The 25,761-nt window shown below is 44.4% G+C and carries 21 protein-coding genes and 26 tRNA genes; 10 read left to right on the top strand and 37 right to left on the bottom strand.

The annotated features are described in order from the left end of the window. The first annotated feature begins 79 nt into the window (after positions 1-79). Positions 80-1,306, top strand: a complete 1,227-nt coding sequence (gene ispG, locus V7K67_RS00730; RefSeq protein WP_334729836.1) for a (E)-4-hydroxy-3-methylbut-2-enyl-diphosphate synthase — start codon at positions 80-82, stop codon at positions 1,304-1,306. A 219-nt stretch (positions 1,307-1,525) separates the two neighbouring features. Further along, entirely contained in the window at positions 1,526-2,809 is a 1,284-nt protein-coding gene (gene ctpC / locus V7K67_RS00725; RefSeq protein ID WP_334729837.1) for a carboxyl-terminal processing protease CtpC, read from the top strand. Between the two features lie 78 nt (positions 2,810-2,887). Here ctpC and V7K67_RS00720 read toward each other — a convergent pair whose 3' ends face one another. From V7K67_RS00720 to V7K67_RS00710, 3 genes are all read right to left on the bottom strand, one after another. Beyond that, positions 2,888-3,073 carry a DDE transposase family protein gene (locus tag V7K67_RS00720; protein WP_334729838.1) on the bottom strand — a complete coding sequence of 62 codons (186 nt, stop codon included), beginning with the start codon at positions 3,071-3,073 and terminating at the stop codon, positions 2,888-2,890. Beyond that, on the bottom strand, positions 3,073-4,800 hold the full coding sequence (locus V7K67_RS00715; protein ID WP_334729839.1) for a succinate dehydrogenase/fumarate reductase flavoprotein subunit: 1,728 nt from the start codon (positions 4,798-4,800) through the stop codon (positions 3,073-3,075). The genes V7K67_RS00720 and V7K67_RS00715 overlap by 1 nt, the downstream gene beginning before the upstream one ends. Before the next feature lie 400 nt (positions 4,801-5,200). Next, positions 5,201-5,518, bottom strand: coding sequence for a hypothetical protein (locus V7K67_RS00710; protein WP_334710702.1), 318 nt, complete (start codon positions 5,516-5,518; stop codon positions 5,201-5,203). A 507-nt stretch (positions 5,519-6,025) separates the two neighbouring features. Between V7K67_RS00710 and V7K67_RS00705 the strand changes: the two genes are divergently transcribed. Then, positions 6,026-6,883 (top strand): hypothetical protein, encoded by an 858-nt coding sequence (locus V7K67_RS00705; protein WP_334729840.1) that lies wholly within the window; start codon positions 6,026-6,028, stop codon positions 6,881-6,883. A 77-nt stretch (positions 6,884-6,960) separates the two neighbouring features. Here V7K67_RS00705 and V7K67_RS00700 read toward each other — a convergent pair whose 3' ends face one another. From V7K67_RS00700 to pds, 4 genes are all read right to left on the bottom strand, one after another. Then, positions 6,961-8,283: an ABC transporter substrate-binding protein gene (locus V7K67_RS00700; RefSeq protein WP_335164807.1), complete on the bottom strand. Its 1,323-nt coding sequence runs from the start codon at positions 8,281-8,283 to the stop codon at positions 6,961-6,963. A 193-nt stretch (positions 8,284-8,476) separates the two neighbouring features. After that, positions 8,477-8,568, bottom strand: a tRNA-Ser gene (locus tag V7K67_RS00695). Positions 8,569-8,691: 123 nt separating this feature from the next. Continuing rightward, entirely contained in the window at positions 8,692-9,624 is a 933-nt protein-coding gene (gene crtB / locus V7K67_RS00690; protein WP_334729842.1) for a 15-cis-phytoene synthase CrtB, read from the bottom strand. Next, entirely contained in the window at positions 9,608-11,047 is a 1,440-nt protein-coding gene (gene pds / locus V7K67_RS00685) for a 15-cis-phytoene desaturase (RefSeq protein WP_334729843.1), read from the bottom strand. The genes crtB and pds overlap by 17 nt, the downstream gene beginning before the upstream one ends. Before the next feature lie 444 nt (positions 11,048-11,491). On the opposite strand from pds, the gene V7K67_RS00680 reads away from it, so the two are divergent. Then, on the top strand, positions 11,492-12,580 hold the full coding sequence (locus tag V7K67_RS00680; RefSeq protein WP_335164804.1) for a glycoside hydrolase family 3 protein: 1,089 nt from the start codon (positions 11,492-11,494) through the stop codon (positions 12,578-12,580). 101 nt (positions 12,581-12,681) lie between these two features. Here the strand turns inward: V7K67_RS00680 and V7K67_RS00675 are convergent. The 25 genes from V7K67_RS00675 to V7K67_RS00555 form a co-directional block, all read right to left on the bottom strand. After that, positions 12,682-12,752 (bottom strand) — tRNA-Lys (locus V7K67_RS00675). 155 nt (positions 12,753-12,907) lie between these two features. Further along, positions 12,908-12,990: transfer RNA gene (locus tag V7K67_RS00670), tRNA-OTHER, on the bottom strand. Positions 12,991-12,997: 7 nt separating this feature from the next. Next, positions 12,998-13,071 (bottom strand) — tRNA-His (locus tag V7K67_RS00665). Positions 13,072-13,080: 9 nt separating this feature from the next. Further along, positions 13,081-13,154, bottom strand: a tRNA-Ala gene (locus V7K67_RS00660). 5 nt (positions 13,155-13,159) lie between these two features. Then, positions 13,160-13,236 (bottom strand) — tRNA-Ala (locus V7K67_RS00655). A gap of 5 nt (positions 13,237-13,241) precedes the next feature. After that, positions 13,242-13,315: transfer RNA gene (locus tag V7K67_RS00650), tRNA-Arg, on the bottom strand. Between the two features lie 6 nt (positions 13,316-13,321). After that, positions 13,322-13,397 (bottom strand) — tRNA-Val (locus V7K67_RS00645). 5 nt (positions 13,398-13,402) lie between these two features. After that, positions 13,403-13,474: transfer RNA gene (locus tag V7K67_RS00640), tRNA-Gly, on the bottom strand. A 263-nt stretch (positions 13,475-13,737) separates the two neighbouring features. Continuing rightward, entirely contained in the window at positions 13,738-14,604 is an 867-nt protein-coding gene (locus tag V7K67_RS00635) for a TIGR02452 family protein (protein ID WP_335164802.1), read from the bottom strand. A gap of 51 nt (positions 14,605-14,655) precedes the next feature. Further along, positions 14,656-14,728 (bottom strand) — tRNA-Thr (locus tag V7K67_RS00630). 95 nt (positions 14,729-14,823) lie between these two features. Next, positions 14,824-14,897 (bottom strand) — tRNA-Leu (locus tag V7K67_RS00625). Positions 14,898-14,903: 6 nt separating this feature from the next. Next, positions 14,904-15,006, bottom strand: a tRNA-Leu gene (locus V7K67_RS00620). Positions 15,007-15,012: 6 nt separating this feature from the next. Next, positions 15,013-15,088, bottom strand: a tRNA-Gln gene (locus V7K67_RS00615). A gap of 3 nt (positions 15,089-15,091) precedes the next feature. Next, a tRNA-Gln gene (locus V7K67_RS00610) sits at positions 15,092-15,164 on the bottom strand. A 5-nt stretch (positions 15,165-15,169) separates the two neighbouring features. After that, a tRNA-Asn gene (locus V7K67_RS00605) sits at positions 15,170-15,244 on the bottom strand. Positions 15,245-15,250: 6 nt separating this feature from the next. Next, positions 15,251-15,325: transfer RNA gene (locus tag V7K67_RS00600), tRNA-Phe, on the bottom strand. A 21-nt stretch (positions 15,326-15,346) separates the two neighbouring features. Then, a tRNA-Arg gene (locus V7K67_RS00595) sits at positions 15,347-15,421 on the bottom strand. A gap of 4 nt (positions 15,422-15,425) precedes the next feature. Next, positions 15,426-15,515, bottom strand: a tRNA-Ser gene (locus V7K67_RS00590). 4 nt (positions 15,516-15,519) lie between these two features. Continuing rightward, positions 15,520-15,602: transfer RNA gene (locus V7K67_RS00585), tRNA-Tyr, on the bottom strand. Between the two features lie 7 nt (positions 15,603-15,609). Continuing rightward, positions 15,610-15,682 (bottom strand) — tRNA-Glu (locus V7K67_RS00580). A gap of 86 nt (positions 15,683-15,768) precedes the next feature. Beyond that, positions 15,769-15,840: transfer RNA gene (locus V7K67_RS00575), tRNA-Trp, on the bottom strand. Positions 15,841-15,843: 3 nt separating this feature from the next. Next, positions 15,844-15,917 (bottom strand) — tRNA-Met (locus V7K67_RS00570). A gap of 7 nt (positions 15,918-15,924) precedes the next feature. Beyond that, positions 15,925-15,997 (bottom strand) — tRNA-Cys (locus V7K67_RS00565). A 3-nt stretch (positions 15,998-16,000) separates the two neighbouring features. After that, positions 16,001-16,077, bottom strand: a tRNA-Glu gene (locus V7K67_RS00560). Positions 16,078-16,080: 3 nt separating this feature from the next. Continuing rightward, positions 16,081-16,155 (bottom strand) — tRNA-Asp (locus V7K67_RS00555). Positions 16,156-16,331: 176 nt separating this feature from the next. On the opposite strand from V7K67_RS00555, the gene V7K67_RS00550 reads away from it, so the two are divergent. Continuing rightward, positions 16,332-16,454: a hypothetical protein gene (locus V7K67_RS00550; protein WP_334704939.1), complete on the top strand. Its 123-nt coding sequence runs from the start codon at positions 16,332-16,334 to the stop codon at positions 16,452-16,454. 199 nt (positions 16,455-16,653) lie between these two features. After that, positions 16,654-17,502, top strand: coding sequence for a polysaccharide deacetylase family protein (locus V7K67_RS00545; RefSeq protein WP_335164800.1), 849 nt, complete (start codon positions 16,654-16,656; stop codon positions 17,500-17,502). A gap of 145 nt (positions 17,503-17,647) precedes the next feature. On the opposite strand, the gene V7K67_RS00540 is transcribed toward V7K67_RS00545, so the two are convergent. The 3 genes from V7K67_RS00540 to V7K67_RS00530 form a co-directional block, all read right to left on the bottom strand. Continuing rightward, positions 17,648-18,037: an alr0857 family protein gene (locus V7K67_RS00540; protein ID WP_334710691.1), complete on the bottom strand. Its 390-nt coding sequence runs from the start codon at positions 18,035-18,037 to the stop codon at positions 17,648-17,650. 16 nt (positions 18,038-18,053) lie between these two features. Next, positions 18,054-18,560 (bottom strand): HNH endonuclease, encoded by a 507-nt coding sequence (locus V7K67_RS00535; protein WP_292851445.1) that lies wholly within the window; start codon positions 18,558-18,560, stop codon positions 18,054-18,056. A gap of 113 nt (positions 18,561-18,673) precedes the next feature. Further along, a complete protein-coding gene (locus V7K67_RS00530; RefSeq protein ID WP_334710690.1) occupies positions 18,674-18,925 on the bottom strand; it encodes a hypothetical protein in 252 nt (83 codons plus the stop codon). Between the two features lie 71 nt (positions 18,926-18,996). On the opposite strand from V7K67_RS00530, the gene V7K67_RS00525 reads away from it, so the two are divergent. From V7K67_RS00525 to V7K67_RS00515, 3 genes are all read left to right on the top strand, one after another. Then, positions 18,997-19,332 (top strand): hypothetical protein, encoded by a 336-nt coding sequence (locus V7K67_RS00525; RefSeq protein WP_096535028.1) that lies wholly within the window; start codon positions 18,997-18,999, stop codon positions 19,330-19,332. A gap of 702 nt (positions 19,333-20,034) precedes the next feature. Then, on the top strand, positions 20,035-22,053 hold the full coding sequence (locus V7K67_RS00520; RefSeq protein ID WP_335164797.1) for a GAF domain-containing sensor histidine kinase: 2,019 nt from the start codon (positions 20,035-20,037) through the stop codon (positions 22,051-22,053). Positions 22,054-22,061: 8 nt separating this feature from the next. Continuing rightward, the gene (locus V7K67_RS00515) at positions 22,062-22,649 is read left to right on the top strand and encodes an SRPBCC family protein (RefSeq protein ID WP_334729848.1); all 588 of its coding nucleotides are present in this window, start codon (positions 22,062-22,064) and stop codon (positions 22,647-22,649) included. 90 nt (positions 22,650-22,739) lie between these two features. Here V7K67_RS00515 and V7K67_RS00510 read toward each other — a convergent pair. Next, positions 22,740-22,812: transfer RNA gene (locus V7K67_RS00510), tRNA-Glu, on the bottom strand. A 317-nt stretch (positions 22,813-23,129) separates the two neighbouring features. Here V7K67_RS00510 and V7K67_RS00505 point away from each other — a divergent pair. After that, positions 23,130-25,049 (top strand): cation:proton antiporter, encoded by a 1,920-nt coding sequence (locus tag V7K67_RS00505; protein ID WP_334729850.1) that lies wholly within the window; start codon positions 23,130-23,132, stop codon positions 25,047-25,049. A gap of 80 nt (positions 25,050-25,129) precedes the next feature. On the opposite strand, the gene V7K67_RS00500 is transcribed toward V7K67_RS00505, so the two are convergent. Then, positions 25,130-25,732, bottom strand: a complete 603-nt coding sequence (locus V7K67_RS00500; protein WP_334729851.1) for a cytochrome b N-terminal domain-containing protein — start codon at positions 25,730-25,732, stop codon at positions 25,130-25,132. Between the last annotated feature and the right edge of the window lie 29 nt (positions 25,733-25,761).

The raw sequence follows: 25,761 nt of genomic DNA, 5'->3' as shown, positions 1-25,761 counted from the left end.
CACCACCTGTGGCAATCTGGGAAACAGAGATTTATTAAATCTGATATTTGAGCTACAGCAAATTTACCTAATTCAGGTTATGCAAACTCTGCCCACAGTCAACACTTCAAGCATCACATCCAGTCAAGCCACCTTTGATACAACTATCAAGCGGCGTAAAACCCGCCCTGTAAAGGTGGGAAATGTCACCATTGGCGGTGGCTACCCCGTTGTGGTGCAGTCAATGATTAACGAAGACACTCTTGATATTGATGGTTCCGTGGCTGGTATTCGTCGTCTGCACGAAATTGGCTGCGAAATTGTCCGCGTCACCGTGCCAAGTATGGCTCATGCTAAAGCGTTAGGAGAAATTAAACAAAAATTAATAAAAACTTACCAAGACGTGCCAATTGTGGCTGATGTCCATCACAATGGGCTAAAAATCGCCGTGGAAGTTGCCAAGCACATAGAGAAAGTACGGATTAATCCCGGCTTGTATGTGTTTGAAAAGCCAAACATCAATCGAACTGAGTATACTAAAACCGAATTTGACGAAATTGGCGACAAAATCCGCGAAACCTTAGAACCTCTGGTAGTTTCTTTGCGCGATCAAGGAAAATCGATGCGAATTGGGGTAAATCATGGTTCCCTCGCGGAGAGAATGCTATTTACTTACGGTGACACCCCCGAAGGAATGGTGGAATCTGCTATAGAATTCATCCGCATCTGTGAATCTTTAGATTTCCGCAACTTGGTAATTTCCATGAAAGCCTCACGAGTCCCAGTGATGGTAGCCGCCTATCGCCTCATCGCCAAGCGTATGGATGACTTGGGTATGGATTACCCATTACATTTAGGCGTTACGGAAGCCGGTGATGGCGAATACGGGCGAATTAAATCTACAGCTGGTATTGCTACCTTACTTGCTGATGGCATTGGTGATACAATCCGCGTCTCACTTACAGAAGCACCAGAAAAAGAAATCCCCGTCTGCTACAGCATTCTCCAAGCTTTGGGATTGCGAAAAACGATGGTGGAATATGTCGCTTGTCCTTCCTGTGGACGCACTTTGTTTAACCTAGAAGAAGTGCTGCACAAAGTTCGGGAAGCCACTAAACACCTAACTGGGCTAGATATAGCAGTGATGGGTTGCATTGTCAATGGACCGGGAGAAATGGCCGATGCCGACTATGGTTATGTCGGCAAAACACCCGGTTATATTTCTTTGTATCGTGGCCGAGAAGAAATTAAAAAAGTCCCAGAAGATAAAGGTGTAGAGGAATTAATTAACCTCATTAAGGCAGATGAACGCTGGGTAGAACCTTAAGGGGGGCAGGGGGGCAGGGGGGCAGGGGGGCAGGGGGGCAGGGGGGCAGGGGGAGACAAGAAGAATAAGCAATACCCAATACCCAATGCCCAATGCCCAATTTGCCAGATTGTCAAGTATTTTGTTCAAATTAGGAAGACATACTTGGTCTGTACAGTGGTAGCCTGTGTTAGATTGAGCATACTGACTATATATTTTCCCTCTGACGCAGCTGTCATTATGGTGATTACAAAAAGTAGGCTTGTTTTGGGTGCTACGGCAGTGACACTCTCCACGATCGCTGTTACTAGCCTTGGCATTCATTCGCGAGGTCAGGCTTTATTTAAAGCAAGTCCTAAAGATTTAGTAGATGAAGTTTGGCAAATTGTTCAACGCCAATATGTAGACGGTACTTTTAATCAGGTAGATTGGCAGGCTGTTCGTAAGGAATACTTGAGCAAGTCCTACAGTAATCCACAGGATGCGTATAAGTCCATTCGGGAAATGCTGAAAAAGCTACAAGACCCCTACACCCGGTTTATGGACCCAGAGGAATTCAAGAGTATGCAAGTGGATACCTCTGGAGAACTCACAGGGATTGGGATCACAATCAGTCAGGATGAGAAAACCAAACAACTGGTTGTAATTGCGCCAATCGAAGATACACCAGCCTTTAAAGCTGGTGTTTTGGCGAAAGATGTCATCCTCAAAATCGATGGCAAAGATACTAAGGGGATGGATACCAATCAGGCAGTATCCTTGATTAGGGGTGAAGCAGGCACGCAAGTCAGCCTGATTATTCAGCGCGATGGTCAGACAAAACAGTTTGACATCAAACGGGCGCGAATTGAAATCCATCCAGTTAAATTTTCCCAAAAGAACACTCCAGCAGGAAATCTTGGTTACATTCGTTTAAACCAGTTCAGCGCCAATGCTGGTAAAGAAATGCAAAGCGCCATCAAAAATTTAGAAAGCAAACAGGTAGCTGGATATATCCTTGATCTGCGCGGTAATCCAGGTGGTTTACTCTTCTCCAGTGTAGATATTGCCCGGATGTGGATCGATAAAGGCAAGATTGTCTCCACCGTTGAACGCCAAGGAGAGGCAGAAAAAGAAGAGGCAAACGGACGAGCCTTGACAAATAAACCTTTGGTGGTACTGGTAGATAAAGGTTCAGCTAGCGCCAGTGAAATCCTCTCAGGGGCTTTGCAAGATAATAAGCGCGCAACTTTAGTGGGTACTCAAACCTTTGGAAAGGGACTGGTGCAATCGGTACGTCCCCTGGAAGATGGTTCAGGATTGGCAGTGACAATTGCTCATTACTATACCCCCAGTGGCAGAGATATCAATCATAAAGGCATTGAGCCAGATGTGAAGGTGGATTTGACCAAAAAGCAGATGGAAGATTTGTGGCTGCATGGACGCGACAAAATTGCTACTCTAGCAGATCCCCAATTCGCCAAAGCAGTGGAAGTGATAGGTCAAAAAATTACTGCTAAGGTTACACCCACAGCAGAAAAATAAAGTTAGGAGTGAATAGTGAGGAGTTAGGAATAAAAACCATCATTGTTAACTCTTAACTTCTAACTCCTAACTCCTAACTTAAACTGGTTGGCACTTTCCAGCCCTGATGAGTCCAGCCCGACGAGCGATCGCTTCTTCTGGCGAACTAAAAGGCCCCCACTGTTCTATAATTTCTGGATTATCGTTCCCAACTTGGTCGCTGGGGATAATTTCGCAGTTTGCACCATAACGCTTGACAATATACCAAGTTTGTGAATTGTTCATTAATACTTCCGCTCTTTTGGCTCAAACATGGTAATCGCTACCGGTCGATATTGAATCTCAATTCCTGCTGGTGAATAGTAAGCCATTGTGTGTTTGAGGAAATTTGCATCATCTCGCTGGGAATAATCTTCGCGGAAATGAGCGCCACGGCTTTCTTGGCGATTTCGGGCTGATGCCAAAATAGTTTGTCCTACTACCATCAAACTTCGCAATTCCAAGGCTTCTACAAGTTCTGTATTCCAACAACTACCTTTATCATCTAAATAAATTTGAGGGTATTGCTGTTGTATTTCTTCTAGTTTCTGCAAACCTTCAGTCATTAACGCCTCAGTGCGGAAAACACCACAGTACTCAGTCATACAATCCTGGAAGGCTTCACGAACTTGGTTAATGCGATACTGTCCTGGTTGTTCTAGCAAAGCTTGAATTTGTTGCTGGGCTTCTGTTATATACCGTTGCTCATCTACAGAAGGTAGCTTACGTTTTTGGACAAATTTGGCGATCGCAGCCCCAGTCCGCTTACCATAAACTACACACTCTAGAAGTGAATTACTCCCCAAGCGATTGGCACCATGTACGGAAACACAAGATGTTTCACCCGCAGCAAAGAAAGCATCAACCAAACCATCGCCACTACTACGAACTTGCCCATCAGTATTAACTGGGATACCACCCATACAATAGTGAATTGTCGGGCGGACTGGCATCGGTTGAGTTACCGCGTCAACACCTACTAGACGGTGTGCTTCTTCCCAACAGAAGGGAACGCGACTCATAATTTTTTCTTTACCCAGATGGCGTAGATCCAGATAGACAAAGGGGCCACCAGCACTACCATCGAGATGAATACCACGTCCGGCGCGAATTTCATAAGCGATCGCTCGTGAGGTAATATCACGAGGAGCTAGTTCCATGCGACTGGGCGCATAGTTAGCCATAAAGCGATCGCCTTCACTATTAATCAGATACGCCCCTTCGCCTCGTACCGCTTCTGAAATCAGCACCCCTACCGGATATAAACCAGTGGGATGAAACTGCACAAATTCCATATCTTCTAGGGGCAAACCGGCGATCGCAGTCATTGCCAAACCATCACCCGAAGACGCGTAATCATTAGAGGTAGTGTTATAAACGCGACCATAGCCCCCTGTGGCAAACATCACCGCCTTAGCCCGCACCACCTCTATATGTCCATCCAAAAGGTGGAACATCACCACACCCTTCGCCTCATTTTCTTCCAAAATGAGACGCATCACGTACCATTCTTCATAAACTTGTACCCCATAACGTCGCAAATTGTTAACCAATTCGTGCAAAATCGCGTGACCAGTTTTGTCAGCAGCGTAACAAGTGCGGTTGTGAGAATGTCCGCCAAAAGCTCGTTGAGCAATCCGCCCATCGGGTAAGCGAGAAAACAAAACGCCAAGATGTTCCAAGTCAATTACCACATCTGGTGCTTCTTGGGTGAGAATTGCTACAGCATCTTGGTCTGCCAAGTAATCAGAACCCTTGACAGTATCAAAAGCATGTGCTTCCCAACTATCCTCCGAATCAACATTTTTCAGCGATGCAGCCATACCACCTTGAGCCGCAACCGAGTGGGAACGAATTGGGTGGGTTTTGGCAACCACAGCAATATTTAAACTAGGGTCAATACGGGCAATTTCCACAGCAGCGCGACATCCTGCTAATCCACCCCCGACAATCATCACATCATGTTCCAGCATATTTAGCCTCCGACTGCAAACCACTGCTGTTCTATTGTAGAGACGTGATGAATCAGGCAGTGGGTTACAACAGTGGCATCTCTACAAAAAAATTCCCTGCTTATAGACCAATACGCTTGGGTTAAGACTAAAACCCTTTGTCAAAGTCAATTTTTTTAACGTAGACGCGGAGCGGCTTGCCGCAGGCTACCACAGAGACGCAGAGGGCACTGAGAGAAGAGATAAATGCTTAACTGAACTGTATTGGTTTATAGACAGGGATGTTATAAAAAATTTTTAAATTAGGAGTGAAAAGTTAAAAATGAAGAGTTATGGAACAGATAGAGTGACTCATAACTCCTGTAGAGACGTGATTAATCGCGTCTCTACTCCTAACTCCTAACTCCTAACTCCTAACTCTTTAGCTAGTTGCTTGTACAGGTTGTTGCTGAGACACATTACCTGGTATGGGTTCCAATTTTGTTCCCGGCCCTACAGGAGCGACTTCAATATGATTTAACAAGGTAGTGACAAAGGCAAACAACAAGAAAGGTAGCGATAGCAGAACGACGAGACCCGCCGTTGCTAAAGCATACACAGGTCGCTTGGCACCCATCAATGCCAAAGCTGATGCTAAACTGAGAGTAATTGTAATTAACCAAACAATTATTTGACCGTAGATATCACCGAAAGTCAGGGTACAGACAAACCGATACTTTTGAATATTATTTTCGATCATCACATTTGCCTCAAGTCTCTCCTAATAGGTTCTACGTTAGAACTATGTTTGTCTTGTAGACAATTTCTAAATATTTTTGCAAGCTTCGTAATATTACTTCACAATCAAGCCACCTTTGGTAGGAAGGCAGCTATTCTGGAAGAAAACTTTTTCTCTTTGTGGGAGAGGTCGCAATTCTCATAACCTCCTCAAGAGATAGTCTCTTTGCTTAATGTCATCTATCAAATTCAGGATATTCAGAATATCTAGCAATTTTATTTGATTGTGAAAATCGCAACTCACAAACCGCCGACTTCTTTGAGAAGTCAGCGATCTTGTTTGTCACAAATGATTCAGATGAGTATAGTATTTAATTTTTTGCGAGTAAATATTAACTAGAGAAGTCAAGTAAATTCAGGATGTAAAAACAGATTTTTTGATGTTAAATTTTGAGTATTGCCCGAATTTGTTGATTATAAGTCAACAAAAATATTTCTTTTTCGTGGCAACATTGTTTTAGGAGTGAACGTGAGTACTATTTTTCTTCGTAAAGGTGTTTTTTTGTTGCCAAGTGTAGCTGCTCTTACATTCTTGAGTAGCGGCTTATCTGCAAGTGCCCAGACTGTGGACAAGTTGGGAAGTCAGCCATTAACTGAGCCTTCTGCAACCGTAGCGTCTCCCAACGAGTTTAGTCCAGAACTAGACACTGAAAGCCAAAATCTCTCTACAGAAACAACTGAAATATTTACAGCGACAAATTTAGCTAAGGTACAGCAGTTGCCGAACACTGTAATGGAACAAAACACCAGCACAACAGCTACACCCGTTCCAGGCACAGTGGCTACCTCATCTGCGACGCTCACCTCTGAGGTTGTACAACCGACTTCTCAATCGGTTTCTCAAACAACTGCTCAACCATCTACTACCAAAGTGGCACAGTCGGATATTGATTTAGGTAGAACTACCCGTGGTGGCAGCAGCTATGTTGGCGTTGCTGGTAATGTTGGTTTGAGTGGTGCTGGTGACGCGTCTTTGGGCGACGGTAATTTTGCGGTAGTCAGCAAAATCGGACTAACAAATTCTATATCGGTGCGACCCTCAGCCGTATTTGGAGACAATACCACAATTCTACTTCCGATCACCTATGATTTTACTTTCAAATCAGCAGATGCTTTTAGCGAACCATTAGCGATCGCACCTTACGTCGGAGTAGGTGCAGCTTACAAAACTGGTGATAACTCTAAATTCGCCTTTTTGGCATCTGCTGGTATTGATGTGCCTCTCACTCCTCAATTTACGGCAACCGCTGCTATAAATGCGGGATTTTTCGATACAACTGATGTGGGTTTGTTGTTAGGAGTTGGTTACAACTTCAATGGGCTTTAAAAGTTAGGAGTTAGGAACTGGGAGTTAGGAGTTAGTAATGTTTCATTCGTAACTCTTAACTCCTAACTCCTAACTTTCTATTTGGGGGTAACTTTATCAATTACCTTGATTTTGCCATCATCTCCTACTGTCCAGACATCATAAACACCAACGACATCACCGTTAGCATCAATATCTACGTTGCCACTGGCTCCTTGGTAGTTAATCTTTTTACCATCTTTAAGTAACTTTAGTCCCTCGCAGACATCAGTAACTTCTGTGCCAGGCCCATCAGCAACTTCACGGATTTTGCTAGCTATACCAACACCTGTATTTTCTTTAGCAGCTTGTGCTGCCAAGGTCAATAAAGCAGCCGCATCCCAAGCTTGAGGAGCGTATTCTCCTGGCTCACTACCCTTTTTATCCTTCCACAGCTTGTTGAAAGCTGCTAATGCTTTACCATCGGAACCGGGTACTGTACCAATCGCTCCAGTTAAAATATATTTCCCATCACTGCCTTTACCAACTTGTTCGGGAAAAGTAGGTGATTTTACCCCATCTGTCAGCAGAATTTGCACTCCCTTCGCCACACCTTGCTGATAGGCGGCTTTTAGGAACAGACTACCAGTTTCCGCGTAGAGTACGGCCAGTACTGCATCTGGCTTACCTGCAAATGCAGCAGCCGCCTCTGTATCAAATGTCTGAGCTTTTGGGTCGTAACGAACAGGCTTATCTTTATTAACGATAGTTCCACCCAATTTTTCAAAGGTTTGCACGAATGCTTTTTCAAACCCTACGCCATAGTCGTTATTAATCACGACTGTAGAAACTCGCTTAAAACCTTTTTTTCTGGCAAGTTGGGCTAAAGCTAATGCTTGGTAGGTATCAGGGGGAGCAGTACGCGCCCAAAAGCCTTTATAGTCTCCTTTTTGGGCTTTTTCGGTAAATACAGGACTGGTACTACCAGGGGAAACCAGCATGACTTTATTCGGCGTAGCAATAGAAACTGCTGCACTTGAAACGCTACTGGCAAAGGAACCAACTACACCTGCCACTTTATCCAAAGTTGCCAGTTTGGTCATACCGGCAGCTCCAGCTTTGGGGTCGGTTTGGTCGTCTACTTGCACCAAGGTAACAGGTTCGCCATTCACTCCACCGCAAGCGTTGACTGTATCGACTAGTAAAGGTACAGAACCTAGCATCTGCTGTCCCACAGAAGCCAAGTCGCCTGTTGTCGGTAGCAGGGAACCAATTTTTAACCCTTTAGCACTACTTGTAGTAGTTGAGCTTGCCGCTGGGGTAGCGGTGCTGCCGTTGGTAGCTGTGCTGTTGGGGGTACTGTTATCACCACAAGCCCCAACTAGGAACCCAGTTGCTAGGGTAGCTAGACTTAAGGCTAAGGCGGCGCTAATTTTTTTCATAAATCTCTTTCACTCCTCAGATATTTAGGAGCCTAAAAATAAGATTCAACCTAGATTTGTAACTTAGTTGGATCTTAGTCAAGGTTCCAAAGGATAAATCATATCATCCATCTTTGGGAGTAGAAGTATTTACCCAGACATTAATATTTATTTTTGTACACAGAATATACTGCGTGTATCAAATGCTGAAAAACGGAGAGGGAGGGATTCGAACCCTCGGTACGGAGTTGCCTGCCGTACAACAGATTAGCAATCTGCCGCTTTCGACCACTCAGCCACCTCTCCTGACTCACGAATAATAATGGTAGCAGGTTTGTTGGGAAGAGTCAATAGTCATTTGTCATTTGTCATTTGTCATTGGTTATTCACAAAACACTAAGGACTAGGGACTAATGACTAATGACTAATTCAAAGGACTTGCGATCGCATCCAAGCTATGGGCAAAGTGCCTAATTTTTTCCACTGGGGAACGTAAGCTCGTTGACTGAATACATCGTAATCGTTGCGTTCAATCACCTCCAAAATCTGCCCGTACAGCATTGATGCTGCCCACACGGGCCAACGAGCATCGGATGCTAAATAAGTAATGCCCTGGTCGGATGTGGTATAAAATTGGCGGGCGCGGTCAATTTGAAAGCGCATCAATGCCCGCCAACGGTCATCTACCACACCTTTGAAGAAGTCTTGCTCGGTATAGTTGAATTTTGCCAAGTCCTCAAGGGGAATGTAAATCCGCCCCCGTTTGGCATCTTCTCCTACATCCCGCAGAATGTTGGTGAGTTGATTGGCAATTCCGAGAGCGATCGCTTCTTCTATGGGAAGATATGGTTGTTTGTTCTGCCGCCACGGTGCTGTATATATGGTGTTATCTACACCCATAACTGATGTTGACATTAAGCCAACAGTGCCAGCAACGCGGTAACAGTAGAGGTATAAATCCTCAAAGGTTTCATAACGACTGCGATATAAGTCCATGCGCTGACCAGCAATCATATCCCGAAAGGGCTGAATGTCCATCGGAAAGCGCTGGAGGGTATCAACTAAAGCGACATCGTAATTTTCTAATGGGCGTCCCGCAAAAACCGATTCCAGCTGCTGTTCCCATAGGTCTAGGGTTTCTGGCGTGGTAATAGCAGATGCGGGGCCATCCACCAATTCATCTGTACGGCGACACCAAGCGTAAATTGACCAAATAGATTGACGTTTTACCGGACTCATCAGCAAAGTACCCAGGTAAAAAGTCTTGGCATACTTTGCTGTGAGATGCCGACAAAGTTTGTATGACTCGTCTACAGAGACCAGCGTTTTCATGCGCGGCGGGGAATCAGGCAGTTGCAGCATTCGTTGCGGGCGGTCGGGTGAGCGTTTGCAGGTTTGAGGAATTTGCTACCGGGAGGGCCTCAGAAATCGCCTGCGCTGTTAGCTTACCAGAAAGTACGGCACCTTCCATACTGGCTAAGTAGCGTTGCATGGTGTAATCCCCTGAGAGATAGAAGTTACTAATGGGGGTTGTTTGCGAGGGACGGTACTGTTGACGACCAGGGGTCGCTTTGTAAACTGAACGGGGCGTTTTCACCACATGAGATTTCAGCAATGTTGCTGGATTGTCTCCCCCAAAGTGGTCGGGGAAGAGTTTTTCTAACTCGGCAATTGTTGCAGCCACAATCTCCTCATCGGATTTGGCAATCCAATCTTTTGCCGGGGCTAGAACTAATTCCAGCATTGAGCGATTGGGGTTGGCGTATTCACGGCAGGTATTGCTCATATCAGCATAAACGCTGAGGAGGGGCGATCGCGAGAATAGCAAGTGATCAATTTGCGTAAGTTTACGATCAAACCACAAATGCACGTTAATCACAGGTACGCCTTCCAAGCCTTCTAGCTTTTGGAAAAACTCCATTTCCTTCCAAGGTGCTGGCAAAATCACCTTCAGAGGGTCAACCGGCATGGCAGATACATACAAATCCGCTGTGAAAACTTCATCCTCTTCACCATTCACCCCCCGAATCAAATATCCTTTCACGCTGCCATCGGCCTTCAGCAAAATCTCTTTCAAAGGGGCATTCAAGCGGACTTCTCCGCCGCGTTCGGTGATGTGATCTACTATGGGCTGACACAATCGTTCTGTGGGCGAACCATCCAGAAAGGCCATTTTCGAGCCATTTTTTTCCTGGAGGAAACGATTGAGGGCAGTTAAAAGAATGGTTGCCGAAATTTCATCTGGGTCGATGAAGTTCAGCGACTTGGCCATGGCAATAAAAACTTCTTTATTGACCCGTTCTGGGATGTTGTGTTTACGCAGCCAATCTGTCCAGGAATATTTGTCCATTTCTTCAACGTACTTTTGCCCCTGAATCATGACCGGCAATAACCCGATGCCAAAGCGGATTTTTTCTGGCCATGTCAGCATATCGTTGTTTCGCAGAATCGCCACTATACCATTAATCGGTGCTGGCAAATCTGGGAAATCAAAGCGGCTGTAAGTACCTGGTGCATCCGGCTGGTTGAAGATCATTGTGTGTTCTTTCCACTGCAACCGATCTTCAATGTCCAGTTCTTTAAATAACTGCAACATATTGGGATATGCGCCAAAAAAGATGTGCAGACCTGTTTCGTACCAGTCTCCATCAGCATCTTTCCACGCGGCCACTTTACCGCCTAGAACGTCTCGACGTTCCAAGACAATGGGTGTGTGACCTGCGTCCGTAAGATATTTCGCGCAGGAAAGTCCTGCTAGTCCCGCTCCCGCGATCGCTACTCGCATGTAACCCTACTGCTCTTCAATATTTCTTAACCGTTTTATCGTTCTCATTATACGTTGCAATCCGTTACATTTGGCAGTTATTGTGCGATCGCTTCCCTAAAAAACTTTTGCCAAAGGGAATTTTACTTATGCACACCTACCCAAGCAAATTATCAATACCATTGTTGGCAATAGGTTTGAGCGAGCATTTCATCTATCTTTACATGGAGGAAAATTAGGCAAACAAAAGTATTTCCTTTGACTGAAAATAAGTTAATCTCAAATACTGTCTTAAAATAGTTGATTTATTTGCTAATTCGTGTATTTGCTTTGAGTAAATATCGGGGGTATTGGTTAAAGACTACTTGGAAAACTTTCTGCTTCCCATAAGGTGTAGGATAAAAATCTATGTCCTCTAGGTTGAACAACCCAGTTGTTTACCGCACAACTTATATGTAAAAGATTATGGGTGTATCGCAGGAGCTAAAGCGCTTTGGACATCACCTGATTCTAGGTATTTCTGGCACGACATTAAGTGATGATGATAAACGCGCACTCAATGAATTGAAACCGATTGGGGCGATCTTTTTTGCTAAGAACTTTTTGGATGGCACCCCATATCAGGTTTGGCTGGAAAGCTTCAAGGATTTAAACAGGCAGATACGAGAATATACTGGACGTGATTCCATGTTCATGACTCTGGATCATGAAGGAGGTCGTGTAATTCGTACACCGCTACCAATTACCCGCTTTCCTCATGCCTTATTGCTGCGATCGCATGCTTATGAAGTAGCAAAAGCTACAGCGATAGAACTAAAATCACTGGGAATCAATTTATCTTGGGCACCCGTAGCCGATATTTTTTCCCATCCTGACAACCCGGTGATTGGGCCTCGCGCCTTTGGTAACACTCCCGAAACTGCTACTCAAGGTGCCCGTGACTATTACCTTGGACTTCGAGATTCAGGAATTTTGGGATGCGCCAAACACTTCCCCGGACATGGAGACACCAGCAAGGACTCTCACATTGAGTTACCAATACTGAATTTAACTTTAGAAGACCTGCGACTTCGAGAACTCATACCTTTCAAAGCCTTAATCGAAGTCCAGATTCCTTTAATTATGACTGTCCATATCTTATTTCCCAGAATAGATGCTGATGTGCCAGCAACCCTTTCCCAGGCTATCCTCAAAACCATACTTAGAGAGGAACTTGGCTTTCAAGGAGTGGTTGTATCTGATGATTTAGATATGAAAGCTATCTCAGATATGTTTATGAAAACTGGTACTGTAGCGCGGTCATTTAATGCAGGCTGTGACTTGTTTATTGTTTCGCGCAATATCAACTCATCATCTTTAGAAAGAACTTATCGGATTGCTGAAGATTTTGCTGATTCGCTCAGTAACGGTAGCTTAGATGAAGCAGTGGTAGAAGCAGCCAGAGAAAGAATTGAGAAACTACTGGCAGTAACACCGCAATATCCCATACATACTTTGGATAAAGATATATTATTGCAACATGCTCAACTAGCGATCGCTAGTTGCGATTCATAACCCAACACCCATTCAAGTTGCATATTAGCAATTGCCAAAAGGCTAACTAAGATTGCATTTCTTAATTTTGAATTTTAAATTTTGAATTTTAAATTGTTTAGTGGGTGGTATAGGGGTCGAACCTATTTCTGCGGGTTAAAAGCCCGCTGCACAGCCGGTATGCCAACCACCCTAGTTAATTTGAAAAAGAAATGAGCAAGTGCGATCATATTACATCGCAAGCCTTGTAACACCAACACTAGATATAAATCCACCAGGGAGGTACTGCCCCTCCTATTTCTGTGTTATCAGCACAGCGCCTCGCTTTTCGGCTCCAGGTGGAAAAAGAGGAAGATGGAGGAATCGAACCCCTACAGTTGCCCATACCCTGGTTTTCAAGACCAGTTGCCGTCCATTCAGCGGCATCTTCCATTCAGGGGTATCTGACGGGGCTTGAACCCGCTATGACTGGTTCCACAAACCAGCGCCTCGACCATTTTGGCTTCAGACACCATCATCAGTGGAATCAATGGGAATTGAACCCATAACCTCCTGCTTGCAAGGCAGGCGCTCTAGCCATTTGAGCTATGACCCCATATTTGGTGGATACTGGTCGGAATCGAACCGACAACCTTCTAACAGCCAGTTAGACGCTTTACCAATTAAGCTACAGACCCATAGGCGGGAGTGGTAGGACTTAAACCCACAACTTTCAAGGTAGAAACTTGAAGCTCTATTCAATTGAGCTACACTCCCAAGATTTGGTAGTCCTGGCAGGAATTGAACCTGCGACATTCTTCTTGTAAGGAAGACACTCTACCAATTGAGCTACAGGACTACGCAAGCGAGTGGCGAGACTTGAACTCACGCACTGAGTATGGCGTACTCAGATGCTACCGATTACATCACACCCGCAAGTTTTTAAAGCGGATAACGAGACTTGAACTCGTGCCTAGAGTTTGGAAGACTCGAATGCCGCATTTCTCACAAGCAGTAGGGGCGGGTTAACAGATATGATCCATCATTCATGAATGTCTCGCTTAACCCGCCCCTACGACCTCTGCACTTCGGTTTGATAAATCTGGTGAGAAATCCGGGGAATGCTACCTTTACACCATATCCGCACTATTTAAAATCAAAAATTACTTTTAGAGGTTGCTATTCGTGAGGAAAAAGCTTTATGAATTCGAGGGAAATCGCCTTTGAAATTCTGCGAAAATCCTGCTTTCTTTGCTCGAATCGAGAACCGAAAATAGAACGCTTTTAAATTTACCCCAAAATTGACCATTCGCTAATAAGAAGTCTGCAAACATCTGAGCAACCATTGATGGATCGTTTCTAAAAACACCGCATCCCCAAGCTCCTAAAATTAAGGTATCGCAACCTTTAGAAGCAGCCAGAGATAATAATTTTTCACCGCGTTTATACAAGATTTCTCTGATTTTTTCTACACTTTCAGGCTCTTTTTTCCAAACTTGACCAGCATTAGGAGCGCAACTCGTAATAAAATCGACCAAATAAGCTTCTTCGAGCAGAGTGCCATCATCTTTTCGGAATACTGGACAACCAGGAGAGTAAATGATGCGATCAGAGTAGAGCAAGGATTTATGAGCGCGATGAAAATCGTAGTATTCGCGACATTTCAACAAGCTTTTGTACAGTGCAGAACTGCGTGTTAAGCTTTCTTCTTGAGCTTGAGCGCCTTTGAGAAATCCACCACCAGGATTTTTAGCAGAAGCAAAATTGAGAACTCCAATTCTTTCAAATTTCTGCGTAGGCGTAGCCCGTCGTAGACATCGCGCTGTGCGTTCGGCTCCCATAAGCGTTGTCTCATTCCTCAGTGTAAATTCAGTCTTTGCAAATTGAGAATTACCTGAGAGAATATTTCGGGCGATCGCTGTAAGAGTTTCCGGCTCGTAGTATTCCGTCCCAGCAATACAGGATACTAATTCTCGGCCAATATTAATTTGCTTACCTTCAGGAGAGAAGTAGTGACCGGCTTCGAGAATTTTGAGGGTGTCTTGAGCGATCGCAATTCGTTTCATACTTTTTCATAGGATTTCCTAGTTACAAATTGTCTCAGTAATTTCTAGTCAAGCTGGTAACAGGAATTGAACCTGCAACCTACTGATTACAAGTCAGTTGCTCTGCCAATTGAGCTACACCAGCCTAAATTTTGGTGACGGGGGCAGGAATTGCACCTGCTGATGTGAGGCTTATGAGACCTCCAAGCCACTCTTGCTTCATCCCCGCATATTCACCAATACCCCTGACTGGATTTGAACCAGCAACAACCAAGTTCTTAGCCTGGTGCCTCTTCCAATTGGGCTACAGGAGCAAATTTTGGTACTCTTGGTGGGAATCGTAGACGCGGAGCGGCTTCCCGAAGGGTACCCACAACTTACCGTTTTTGAGACGGCAGCCTCTTCCAGTTGGGCTACAAGAGCAGAGTTTGGCAGCCCCGCCAGGGGTCGAACCTGGAATCTTCGCCTTCAAAGGGCGCTATGTTGCCAATTACACCACAGGGCTTTATTGCCAGGGCAGGGTTTGAACCTGCAACCTCATCGTTCAGAGCGATGCGACTTACCAATTCGTCCACCCAGCAATGAATGGCTGCCTCAGTAGGACTCGAACCTACAACCGCGCGGTTAACAGCCGCTTGCTCTACCATTGAGCTATGAGGCAACGAAGCCCCCCAGGTCGGAATCGAACCGACGACCTCCTGTTTTTCAAACAGGCGCTAACTACCAACTGAGCTACCGAGGGATAGAAGAAGAGATTATGTAACGAGAGTGGAGGGATTTGAACCCTCACGTCTTCAGTTTCGTAGACTGAGATGTTATCCAGTTACACCACACTCTCAAAACGGAGAGAACAGGATTTGAACCTGCGACGGGTATTAGCTACCCGTTTCCTCTTAGCAGGAGGACGCTTTTAGCCACTCAGCCACCTCTCCATAGTGGGTCGAGCAGGATTTGAACCTGCGCGTAAAAAAGAACAGTTTTACAGACTGTCGCCTTCACCCAGACTCGGCCACCGACCCATAATCATTCCCCCGACGAGAATTGAACTCGCATCTGTGCTTTGAAAGAACACTGACTTAACCATTCGTCCACGAGGGCATAATTGGAATTTTAGATTTTAAATTTGGGATTTTGGATTAAAAAATTTAATCTAAAATTGGCAATCTAAAATCCCAAATTGTCTGACGCAGGGGCTAGGATTTGAACCTAGAACATCGGATTTGGAGTCACGAGATGTTACCATTACACCATCCCTGCATTTGGTGGCAGCGGCGGGACTTGAACCCGCATATACCAGGGTATGAACCTGGGGCTTTACGTTAAGCGACACTGCGGCACCAGAGGCTGAGGTGAGATTTGAACTCACGATGTCGGTTTTGCAGACCAATGCCTTCAACCACTTGGCTACTCAGCCATTTGGGAGTCCCGACGAGATTCGCACTCGCAATCTTCAGTTTGAGAAACTGACGGCTTAAACTATTCGCCTACAGGACTACAACCAGGGTGACGGGATTTGAACCCGCAACATTTCCGCAGACAACGGAACGCTCTAGCCAATTGAGCTACACCCGATTTTTTGGAATCTGTGCCTAAACTTTGAGGTTTTTAGGCACAAATTTTGTTGGTGAACTTGCCCATTTCTTATTTAGTTTTCAAGGTTCAGAAAATTTACTTTTAACTGTTAGCAAAACAACCGAAACTCTAGGTAGCAAGCCTGTTGTATATTACGGATGTATTCAGTGGTTTTAATGAGTGCAAAATTAGAACTTTTTTCGTTTATTGCCTCTACTGCCGATGGTTTGCAAGTAGGAGCAGCTTTGTTGACTAAGGACTCTGGTTTGTTTCAACGCCTTTCCTTTAGTTGTATGTAGAACGTAACTTTGACTCTTGGGAAGCTTGTCTTTTGCTTCACTACAAATATACTACAAAATACTACAAAAGGTGTCAAGGGGTTTTAGAAAGTTTTTTTGAAATTGTCTAGAAAAGCTTCTGCACTTAGATATGAACTTGCTAAACCCTCTGAAAAGTCAAACTACAGCTTATGATTGGGTGAGTCTTTAAAAGCCTGACGTGACAGACAACTACCTCAAGCGACAAAAGATAATTAGTATTGTCGCGATCGCCTCTAGTATTACAGCTTGTAGTATTGCTCCAGGCACCTCCCCGCAATCGGGGTTGAACCAGCCAGTAAGCAAAATCCATACTGCACAAGTTCAAGATCCAGCAAAGGGCGAAATTAATGCCCAGCTACCGCCATCAGCCCAAGCAGAAAACCCTACCTTTACAGTCCCAGCGAAATTTCAGGGAAAAACAGTTTATAAGGTGCAACCCAGCAACAACGAAAAGGTTATTGCTCTAAGCATTGATGATGGCCCCTGGCCAAAGACAACTCTAGAAATGCTGGATATCCTGAAGCAAAATGATGTTAAAGCGACATTCTTTTGGGTAGGACAAGCTTTGCAAGCAAATCCAGATCTAGCCAAACAAGTGGTAGCCCAGGGACACGCCATTGGCAACCATACTTGGCATCATTGGTATCGACGGATGGATGAAGCCACAGCCAAGAGTGAAATCGATCGCACATCCGATCTGATATACAAAACTACAGGAGTCAAAACGGCTCTGTTTCGTCCTCCTGGAGGCTTTTTAAATAACGGACTAGCCGCTTACGCCAAAAGCCAGAAAGACGCTGTAATTATGTGGTCACTAACTTCAGCCGATACCGATCCTCACGCCAAACCGCAGGCATTTGTAAATAATGTCCTGAAAGGCGCGAAACCTGGTTTTATTGTTTTAATGCATGATGGTGGTGGCGATCGCCACAGAACTGTAGAAGCTTTGCCACAAATCATCAGTGGACTAAAACAACAAGGCTACCGATTTGTGACAATTCCCGAACTGCTGCAAATGAAGGAATAAAGGGTGAGAAATTTGACTCACCGAATTTTAGATTTTAAATTTTGGATTTTGGATTATTTAATCCAAAATCCAAAAAGGTCTGTTCGCGCAGGCGAGAACAAATCTAAAATCCAAAATCCAAAATTGAATCACCCAACTATTTCGTTTATTCGCTCAGGACAGAAGCACAAGATTGAGCTTCTTGCCAAAGTTTGTGCAAAAAGAACTCAGCGCGATCGCTCATAGCGGTGACAAACACACCTACAGAATCCTTAGAACTATCTGATAGCCAAGAACCCCGCAGGGTGACTTCCATATATTCGGCATCGCAGGCACAGAGGGCAATGATTTCTCTGTCATCTCTTTTTACCTCAGCCCTGAGTACTTCTACTCCTGGCAAATCAACAGGAAGCAAAAAGGAAGAGGTAGTGGGTTCAATGCAAAAACTTTGCCCAACTCGCAGGGCGAAAATCACTCGCTGCGCTACCCATTCTTCTAGCGACAGAGTGACACATTCCAAATCAAAACTGCTTTCGGTGTAAGTTAATTTCAGCATTCCTTATGCTCTCCTGTTATTCCAGGTTTGCCTGCATATCTATCCAAAACTGTTCAGCAAAAGAAATCGCGGGGTGAATTGGCGCTTTTGGTTTGGTACGCAGTTGCATACCAGCTTCAAACAGGGTGCGATCGCCTTTACGGGAGTTACATCTTTCACAAGCTGCGACTACGTTATCCCAAGTGTGAGAACCGCCTTTAGAACGCGGCATCACATGATCTAGCGTTAGATGTTTACCGCTACCGCAATATTGGCAACTGTGATGATCTCGTCGCAACACTTCCCGCCGATTCACTGGCGGAACTTTCCACATCCGCTCATTGGAAGTGATTGTCAAGCGAATGTGTTTTGGTACATCAATTACCAAATTGGGTGAGTGAACTTGCCAGCCGCCTTCTGTGGTAAAACCCAGCGGTTGCGCCTTGTTGGTTACTAACAGCACAATCGCCCGCTTAATATTGACCCGACACAGTGGCAAGTAATTTTGGGAAAACACCACCACAGATTGCTCTAACACTTGCATTGCGTTCGCGCCGCGCATGGAAGATATCGTCACAGCTTAACTCCTTATAAAAAAACCCCCGCTTCTTGTTTTGGTGAAGCGGGGGTTAGAATTGACCGGAAAATTTTCTGGTCTTATATCGGTACAGGATTCCTTTGTCTGTACCCCCCGCTTTGTTCATCTAGTTGTGGTTTTGCAATTAGTGCAATAATGCTGAGATATTTATAATCATCATTACCTTCTGTGATTTGCCCATGATTCCGGCTACCATCGCCCATAAATAAATACTCCACTTCCATAGCGGCTGATTCCCAACTGGCTCGGCAATTGGTAGCGCACAAAATTGAAGTAGAGGTGGGGTAAATGGATTTCACAGAAAATTTCACCTATTGAACATTCCTTTAAACATACTACACTTGTATTACTATCCTGTCTATACCTTTAAGGAGAAAAAGTGATGCATACGATCGCCCGCACCCCAACCACCGATATGGAAGTTACCAGCATCCGCCTAGAGCGGGAACTCAAAGATAAGCTCAAAGAAATCGCTGGGAATCAGGGATATCAAGCTCTAATCCGAGATATCCTTTGGAATTATGTCCAGCAAAAATCAGGTGAGTGGAAACCTAGATTTTCGCGATCCGACATTCGAGCTAGCATAGCTGCCACAGCCCAGCAAGAAGAACGCTGTGTACTAACAGGTCAACTAATTCAACCCCAACAACCGATGTTGTTAGGACTGACGAGGAACGGCGATATGGTTCCTCTGAGTGTCGAGAGCTTGGCTGGATAGTTTTTCTTATATTCAAACGAATGCAGCCCAGTTATTAGTGAAAATAACTGGGCTGCATTCAAAATTTAGCTATCAAGGAAGGCAGTCCCGATGAAACAAGTTTCAAAAGCCTTGAATGAAAGAATAACTGGGGACTGGGGACTGCGGATTAGGTACTGGGGACTGGGGACTGCGGATTAGGTACTGGGGAGACAATAGTAAGTAACTAATCACTCAGCACTCAGCACTCAGCACTCAGCACTCAGCACTCAATATTTTACTGAGAGTTACAGAGATAAACGAGTAGCTTGTTAAACCTACTAGTTTTTTTTTAAATGTAATAAAACTTTATAAATCCAGTTACGTAATTTTACGTGATGTAAAGGGTAATTTTGCTGGAATTCCAGAGAAATTACGGTTTATGTATACTTACAGACAGTATAAAGTTAATAAATTATTTCCAGACAGAGCAGTTAAAAATAAGCTAACAGAAGCATTTATAGGATATCTTAAATATTCTATTACTTATGTACTAATGTAGCAATTTGCTTGATACAGGGGAAATTTGACCATCTGAGATAGAAAAGGGCTATAACAGGTGAGAGAAAGTATTCACACAAAATTTGTCAATTATCAAGGTGTAGCAACACAACTAAAGGTGAAGAATATGCCAAGAGGTTGGGTGCAAGAACAATGGGGTTATTATCCAAGGGCATGCCAAGAATGAAGAAGCCTTTATCATCGCCGCCACATTACGTAGATGACATAGATCGACTACAACCTTACCAAGTCAAGCTGATGCAGCATCAGGAAGAACGTGCCCGCCAGTTGGTACAAAAGATTAACCAAATCATTGCCAGTAGCTCCGCTACGGCATTGATGCTGCAAGATATTGCCCAATTACTAGGAGTTGCTTTTCAAGTAGATTGCTGCTGCTTGGTTTCAGTGGCGGATGAAACATCCGACGAAGCAACTACTACTAATTGGTGTGCTGATGAGTATCTAGGGTTGCCACGCCAAGAAGAAATGTTTTCGATGGAACAGTTACTTATGCACTCGCCAGTGCTGCAATGTGCTGCCCAACCATTGACTATTGAAGACATTTCCATCATTCAGAACAGTCTGGTAATTGGTTGTCAATATTTGCCACTACCGATAAAAGCGGTTTTGGCAATTCCCACTCGGTTTGGTGGCAATAATAACGGAGTGATTAATCTGATTAAATTCCAACCTTATGAATGGAGTGAATCAGAAAAACAATTGCTCAAAGAAGTGGAGTCGGCTTGTGCGATCGCTTTTTCTGGAGTGGCACAAGCTCAACAAATTGCTCATCAAGAGCAGTACGTGCAAAAAAGCAACCAGCATCAAAGCTTGATCAAGCAATTAACTTTATTAAGTCGCAGCAACTTGGAGCTTAATCAAATGCTCCAGTTAGTTATCGCCTCTACTGCTGAATCTCTACAGGCAGATCGGGGTTTGCTCATACTGCTGAAATATACAGATCCACTATTTAGGACTCAAGCTAAAAAACAAATTCCCAAAGCGAGAGCTACGGTGATTGGTGAATGGGCTAAGGAAGCACAAAGTTCTGGCGCTAGTAAATCAGACACCTTAGCTCAGTCTTTCTTGGTTTCAGATTGTGGTTTATGCCAGCGTGCCTTCATGGATTCTGGGAAACCAGTCATCTTCGATGACTATACAGACCAAAACGAAACCTTGACAGCGGCTCCATTATTTGCAATAGAGGAATTGCCTGCGGTACTTTTAGTGCCATTAGAGAGTCAAGGTAAAATCTTAGGATTTTTGGTGCTACAGCAATCTGTGATTCGCAATTGGCAACCAGCAGAATTAAATCTTGTGGAAATGGTTTGCGCTCAAGTGAGTAACGCCATAATTCAGTCACAGACATTGCGCCAAGTGCAAACTTTGGTAGATGAACGGACGGCGAAACTCCAGAGTAGTCTGGAACTCCAAGCGAAATTGCATGAAAGAACACGGCAGTATGTTGAGCAGCTACGTAAACTTAATGAACTCAAAGATGAATTTTTGAGTAACATGAGCGATCGCCTACGCTACCCCCTGACAAATATGCTGATGTCAATTCGCAACTTGCGTTTGCCAGGAATAGCGCCAGAGCGTCAAAGTAAATATCTGGATATCCTTGAACAAGAATGTTCCAAGGAAATCAACTTGATTAATGACTTGTTGACACTCCAAAAGCTAGAGTCGCCTCATGAAGCCCCGCTATTACAATCTATAGATTTAAATACTAGAATCCAGGATATAGCAGCATCTTTTGAGAAAAAACTTGCAGAGAAGGGATTAAGGATTTCTGTAGATTTACCAGAAGATTCGCTAAAACTGCAAACAGAACTGGAGAGTTTTGACCGCATCCTGCAAGAATTATTAACAAATGCCTGTAAATACTCAGAGCATGATACAATAGTACGCCTGGAAGCGGCTCACCGAGTCGATCAACAAATCGATCAAGTTATCATAAAGGTGACGAATATAGGACGCGCGATCTCTGAAGAAGAAGCAACCTATATTTTTGACAAGTTCCGTCGCGGAAAAGGGCGTTGGACTCCAGGGACAGGCTTGGGACTTGCTCTAGTCAAGTCTTTAGTGCAGCATTTGAATGGAGCGATCGCAGTTGAAAGTCTCCCCATCTCGGATTCTGAACAAAGCGAAATTTGCTTCACCCTGACTCTGCCCCAATTTTCTGACGAAAGCAAACCATAATTCTGAAAGTGACTAAAAAACAGAACACAACAGAGAACCCTGATTTGCAGCCTTCCACTGATGACACCAACCTAGAAGGGGATTTGCTTACTCAGGTAGAAATTCAAATTGAGAAAATAGCAGAGCGACAGCGGCAAATCAGTGCTAAAGTCCAAATTCCCCATCCAGTGGAGCAAATCTGGAAGGTTCTGACAAATTATGAAGCCTTACCAGACTTCCTCCCCAACCTCGCCAAGAGTTGCCTAATCGAGCATCCCAATGGTGGAATTCGACTGGAGCAAGTAGGCTCCCAACGCTTACTGAATTTCAAATTTTGTGCGCGGGTAGTTCTGGATTTGGAAGAATGCTTCCCCAAAGCAATTAATTTCCGTATGGTAGAGGGCGATTTTAAAGGCTTTTCTGGTAGCTGGTGCTTAGAGCCTTATTCCTTCGGTGAGTATATAGGAACAAATCTGTCCTACACAATTCAAGTTTGGCCTAAACTCACTATGCCAGTGGGAATTATTGAAAATCGCCTGAGTAAAGATTTGCGGTTAAATCTCCTAGCTATTCACCAACGTGTAGAAGAGTTAGCCAGCAAAGAACCGTATGTATAACAGTTAAACCATCATTCAGGAGTATTGCTGGATGATGGTTTTTATCCTTGAACTTCAAACAAAAAGCTTTTGCTTTTTATTCTTTTTAAGTACCCCCAGGGGAATTCGAATCCCCGTTACCTCCGTGAAAGGGAGGTGTCCTAGGCCTCTAGACGATGGGGGCATCTGACTCAGACCTTTTATAAGTTAACCAATTTCCTCGCAGTTGTCAACAGGTTTTGCCAAAAAAAGTTTGTGGCAGCTAAACTGGGTGGAGGCGAAAGCTTGAAAGAGGATACAAGGATATGGAGACACAAAAAGAAGTTCGTAGATGCTGCTGCGGTCAGCCGCAGAGTGTGTTAGTTTCCGATGCTGGGGATTTACAGATTGAAAAAACGCTAAAGACAGCAAGGAACAAAGGGTATGATGTTGTACCCTGTAGAGTTAATATCTACGGTTTTTTACAAAAGATTTTGAAATAAATCGCTCAAAATCTACAACATGGAAGCATCTTTTGAAATTACCATACAGATGGCGATCGCTGTCTTTGCAGGCATTAGCGCCCAAGTGCTAGCCGCATACCTTCGTGTACCCAGCATCGTCTTATTATTGCTGTTGGGCATTTTGTTTGGCTCTGATGGCATCGGGTTATTGCATCCCCACTCGCTAGGCACTGGGCTAGAAGTTATTGTCGCCCTCGCAACGGCAATAATTTTGTTTGAAGGCGGACTTAACTTGGATCTGCGAGAATTAGGCAGAGTTTCAGTCAGCCTGCAATTGCTGGTAACACTCGGAACGCTGATCACATTACTTGGTGGGAGTATGGCAGCCCACTGGCTGGGGGAATTTCCCTGGAACATAGCTTTTCTCTACGCTTCCATAATTGTGGTGACAGGTCCAACCGTCGTTGGCCCTTTGCTCAAACAAATCAATGTAGATCGGCAAGTAGCAACACTTTTGGAAGGGGAAGGGATTTTAATTGACCCTGTAGGGGCTATCCTCGCCTTCGTTGTCCTCGATACGATTTTGAACGGCGATGCTGACCCCATTAATGCGATCGTTGGTTTATTGATGCGTTTGGGTGTTGGTGCAGGAATTGGTGGTGCTGGCGGTTATCTGATGAGTTTGATTTTCAAACGCGCCAGTTTTCTGTCATTTGAGCTAAAAAATTTAGTGGTGTTGGCGATTCTTTGGAGCTTGTTTACCTTATCGCAAATGATCCGCAGTGAATCGGGAGTAATGACAACAGTAGTTGCAGGAGCAGTATTTGCGAACTCCTCAGTCCCAGAAGAACGTCTTTTACGAAGCTTTAAGGGTCAGCTAACAATTCTCAGCGTCTCGGTGCTATTTATCTTATTAGCTGCTGACCTATCCATTGCTAGTGTGTTTGCTTTGGGTTGGGGTAGTTTATTCACCGTTTTGGTACTAATGTTTGTCGTTCGCCCGATTAATATTCTCTTGTGTACCTGGAACAGTGATCTAAACTGGCGACAAAAATTATTTTTAAGCTGGGTTGCGCCAAGAGGAATTGTTGCTGCTTCCGTAGCTTCTTTTTTTGCGATTTCGCTGACACAGCGCGGCATTAACGGCGGTGATTCCATCAAAGCTCTGGTATTCCTCACAATTATCATGACTGTTGTCTGCCAAGGGCTAACAGCTGGTTGGGTTGCTAAATGGCTGCAAATCACCTCTAAAGATGCAATTGGGGCAGTGATTGTGGGTTGTAATCCCTTGAGTCTTTTGATTGCCAGGTTCTTTCAAGAACGGGGAGAAAACGTGGTCATGATTGATACTGACCCCGAATGTCTTGTGCAAGCTGAGGCGCAAAATCTCCGGGTGATTGCCAGCAGTGCCCTAGATGCTGCTGTTTTGGAAGAGGCTGGACTTGCCTCTATGGGTACTTTTTTGGCGATGACGAGTAATGGTGAGGTGAATTTTGTTTTGGCTCAACGAGCCGCTGAGGAGTTTAATCCGCCGCGTGTCTTAGCTGTTTTCCCCCGCGACCCGCAGGCGAGTACCTCAGCTAGTAATAAAGTTAATCAAGCTTTTATCCCAGACTTAGCAATTAAAACTTGGAATGAATATCTGAATGATGGGCGAGTTAAATTGGGGACAACCACGCTAAATGAGTCGGAATTTTCTACTCAATCCGATCGCATCCAAGAAAAGATTCGGACTGGGGTGTTGATACCGCTATTGATAGAACGAGAAGAACGCTTACAGGTAATGCCAGCTAACCAAGATTGGGAAATTGGCGATCGCATTATTTATCTGTTGTATGACCCCAGACCTAGCCTTTTAAAACGTTTATCTGGTGTCACCCAATCCACTCCCCTCTCTTTAGAAAAGTTACCGGAGGTTGAAGACCTATCCCTCGCTCAATTATCTCAACTTTCTACTAGTGAGGCTTCTGGGGTATGAGGGGGATTGGGGATTGGGGATTGGGGATTGGGAGAGAATAATAAAATAACTCCTAACTCCTAACTCCTAACTCCTAACTCCTAACTCCTAACTCCTAACTCAACTTGCGATTCCTGCCAGAGTAAAGCAGAGAAATGGACTATGGCCAGAATTAGGGTCGCCACCGAAATCAGATAACTGTGTATTGTGTAAAGGTGTTCGACGGTAACTGTGTTAATGGCTCCACCGCCAGTCAAAATGTCGCGTAGTTGGCCACCAATGAAAGGAATAGCTTCGATGGTTCCTAGCTCAATGTTAAAACGCCAGTATCCTTCCTGAGTCCAATCTAAAATCATCGCTGTCCAATCCAGACCGATCGCACTTAGGGTCAACAGAATCCCACTAATCCAAGCTGTCAGCCAACTCTGGCGAAATTGCCTACCTAAAAACATCACCACAATTTGAATTAAGGCGATCGCAATTACCGCGTTACCAGCAATGTTATGCGCTCTCCAAAACAACCAGCCGTATGGCAATTGTGTATTAATCATCTTTAAGGAGTTATAAGCCCCACCTGCTGTCGGTTCATAGTAAAAAGACAGCATTACTCCGCTAGAAACATAAATTAAACACAGAGTCAAAATCACGACCGATAATATCGTCGCTATTCGTCGCAAAATCTGATCGAACTGGGTGCTTTGCATGGTTCACCCCTCCTGTTCTTAACTAAGTA

Source organism: Nostoc sp. (genome assembly GCF_036917155.1).
GTDB lineage: Bacteria > Cyanobacteriota > Cyanobacteriia > Cyanobacteriales > Nostocaceae > Nostoc.
The sequence above is the reverse complement of the archived record's forward strand: the minus strand, read 5'-3'. Positions and strand labels throughout refer to the sequence as shown.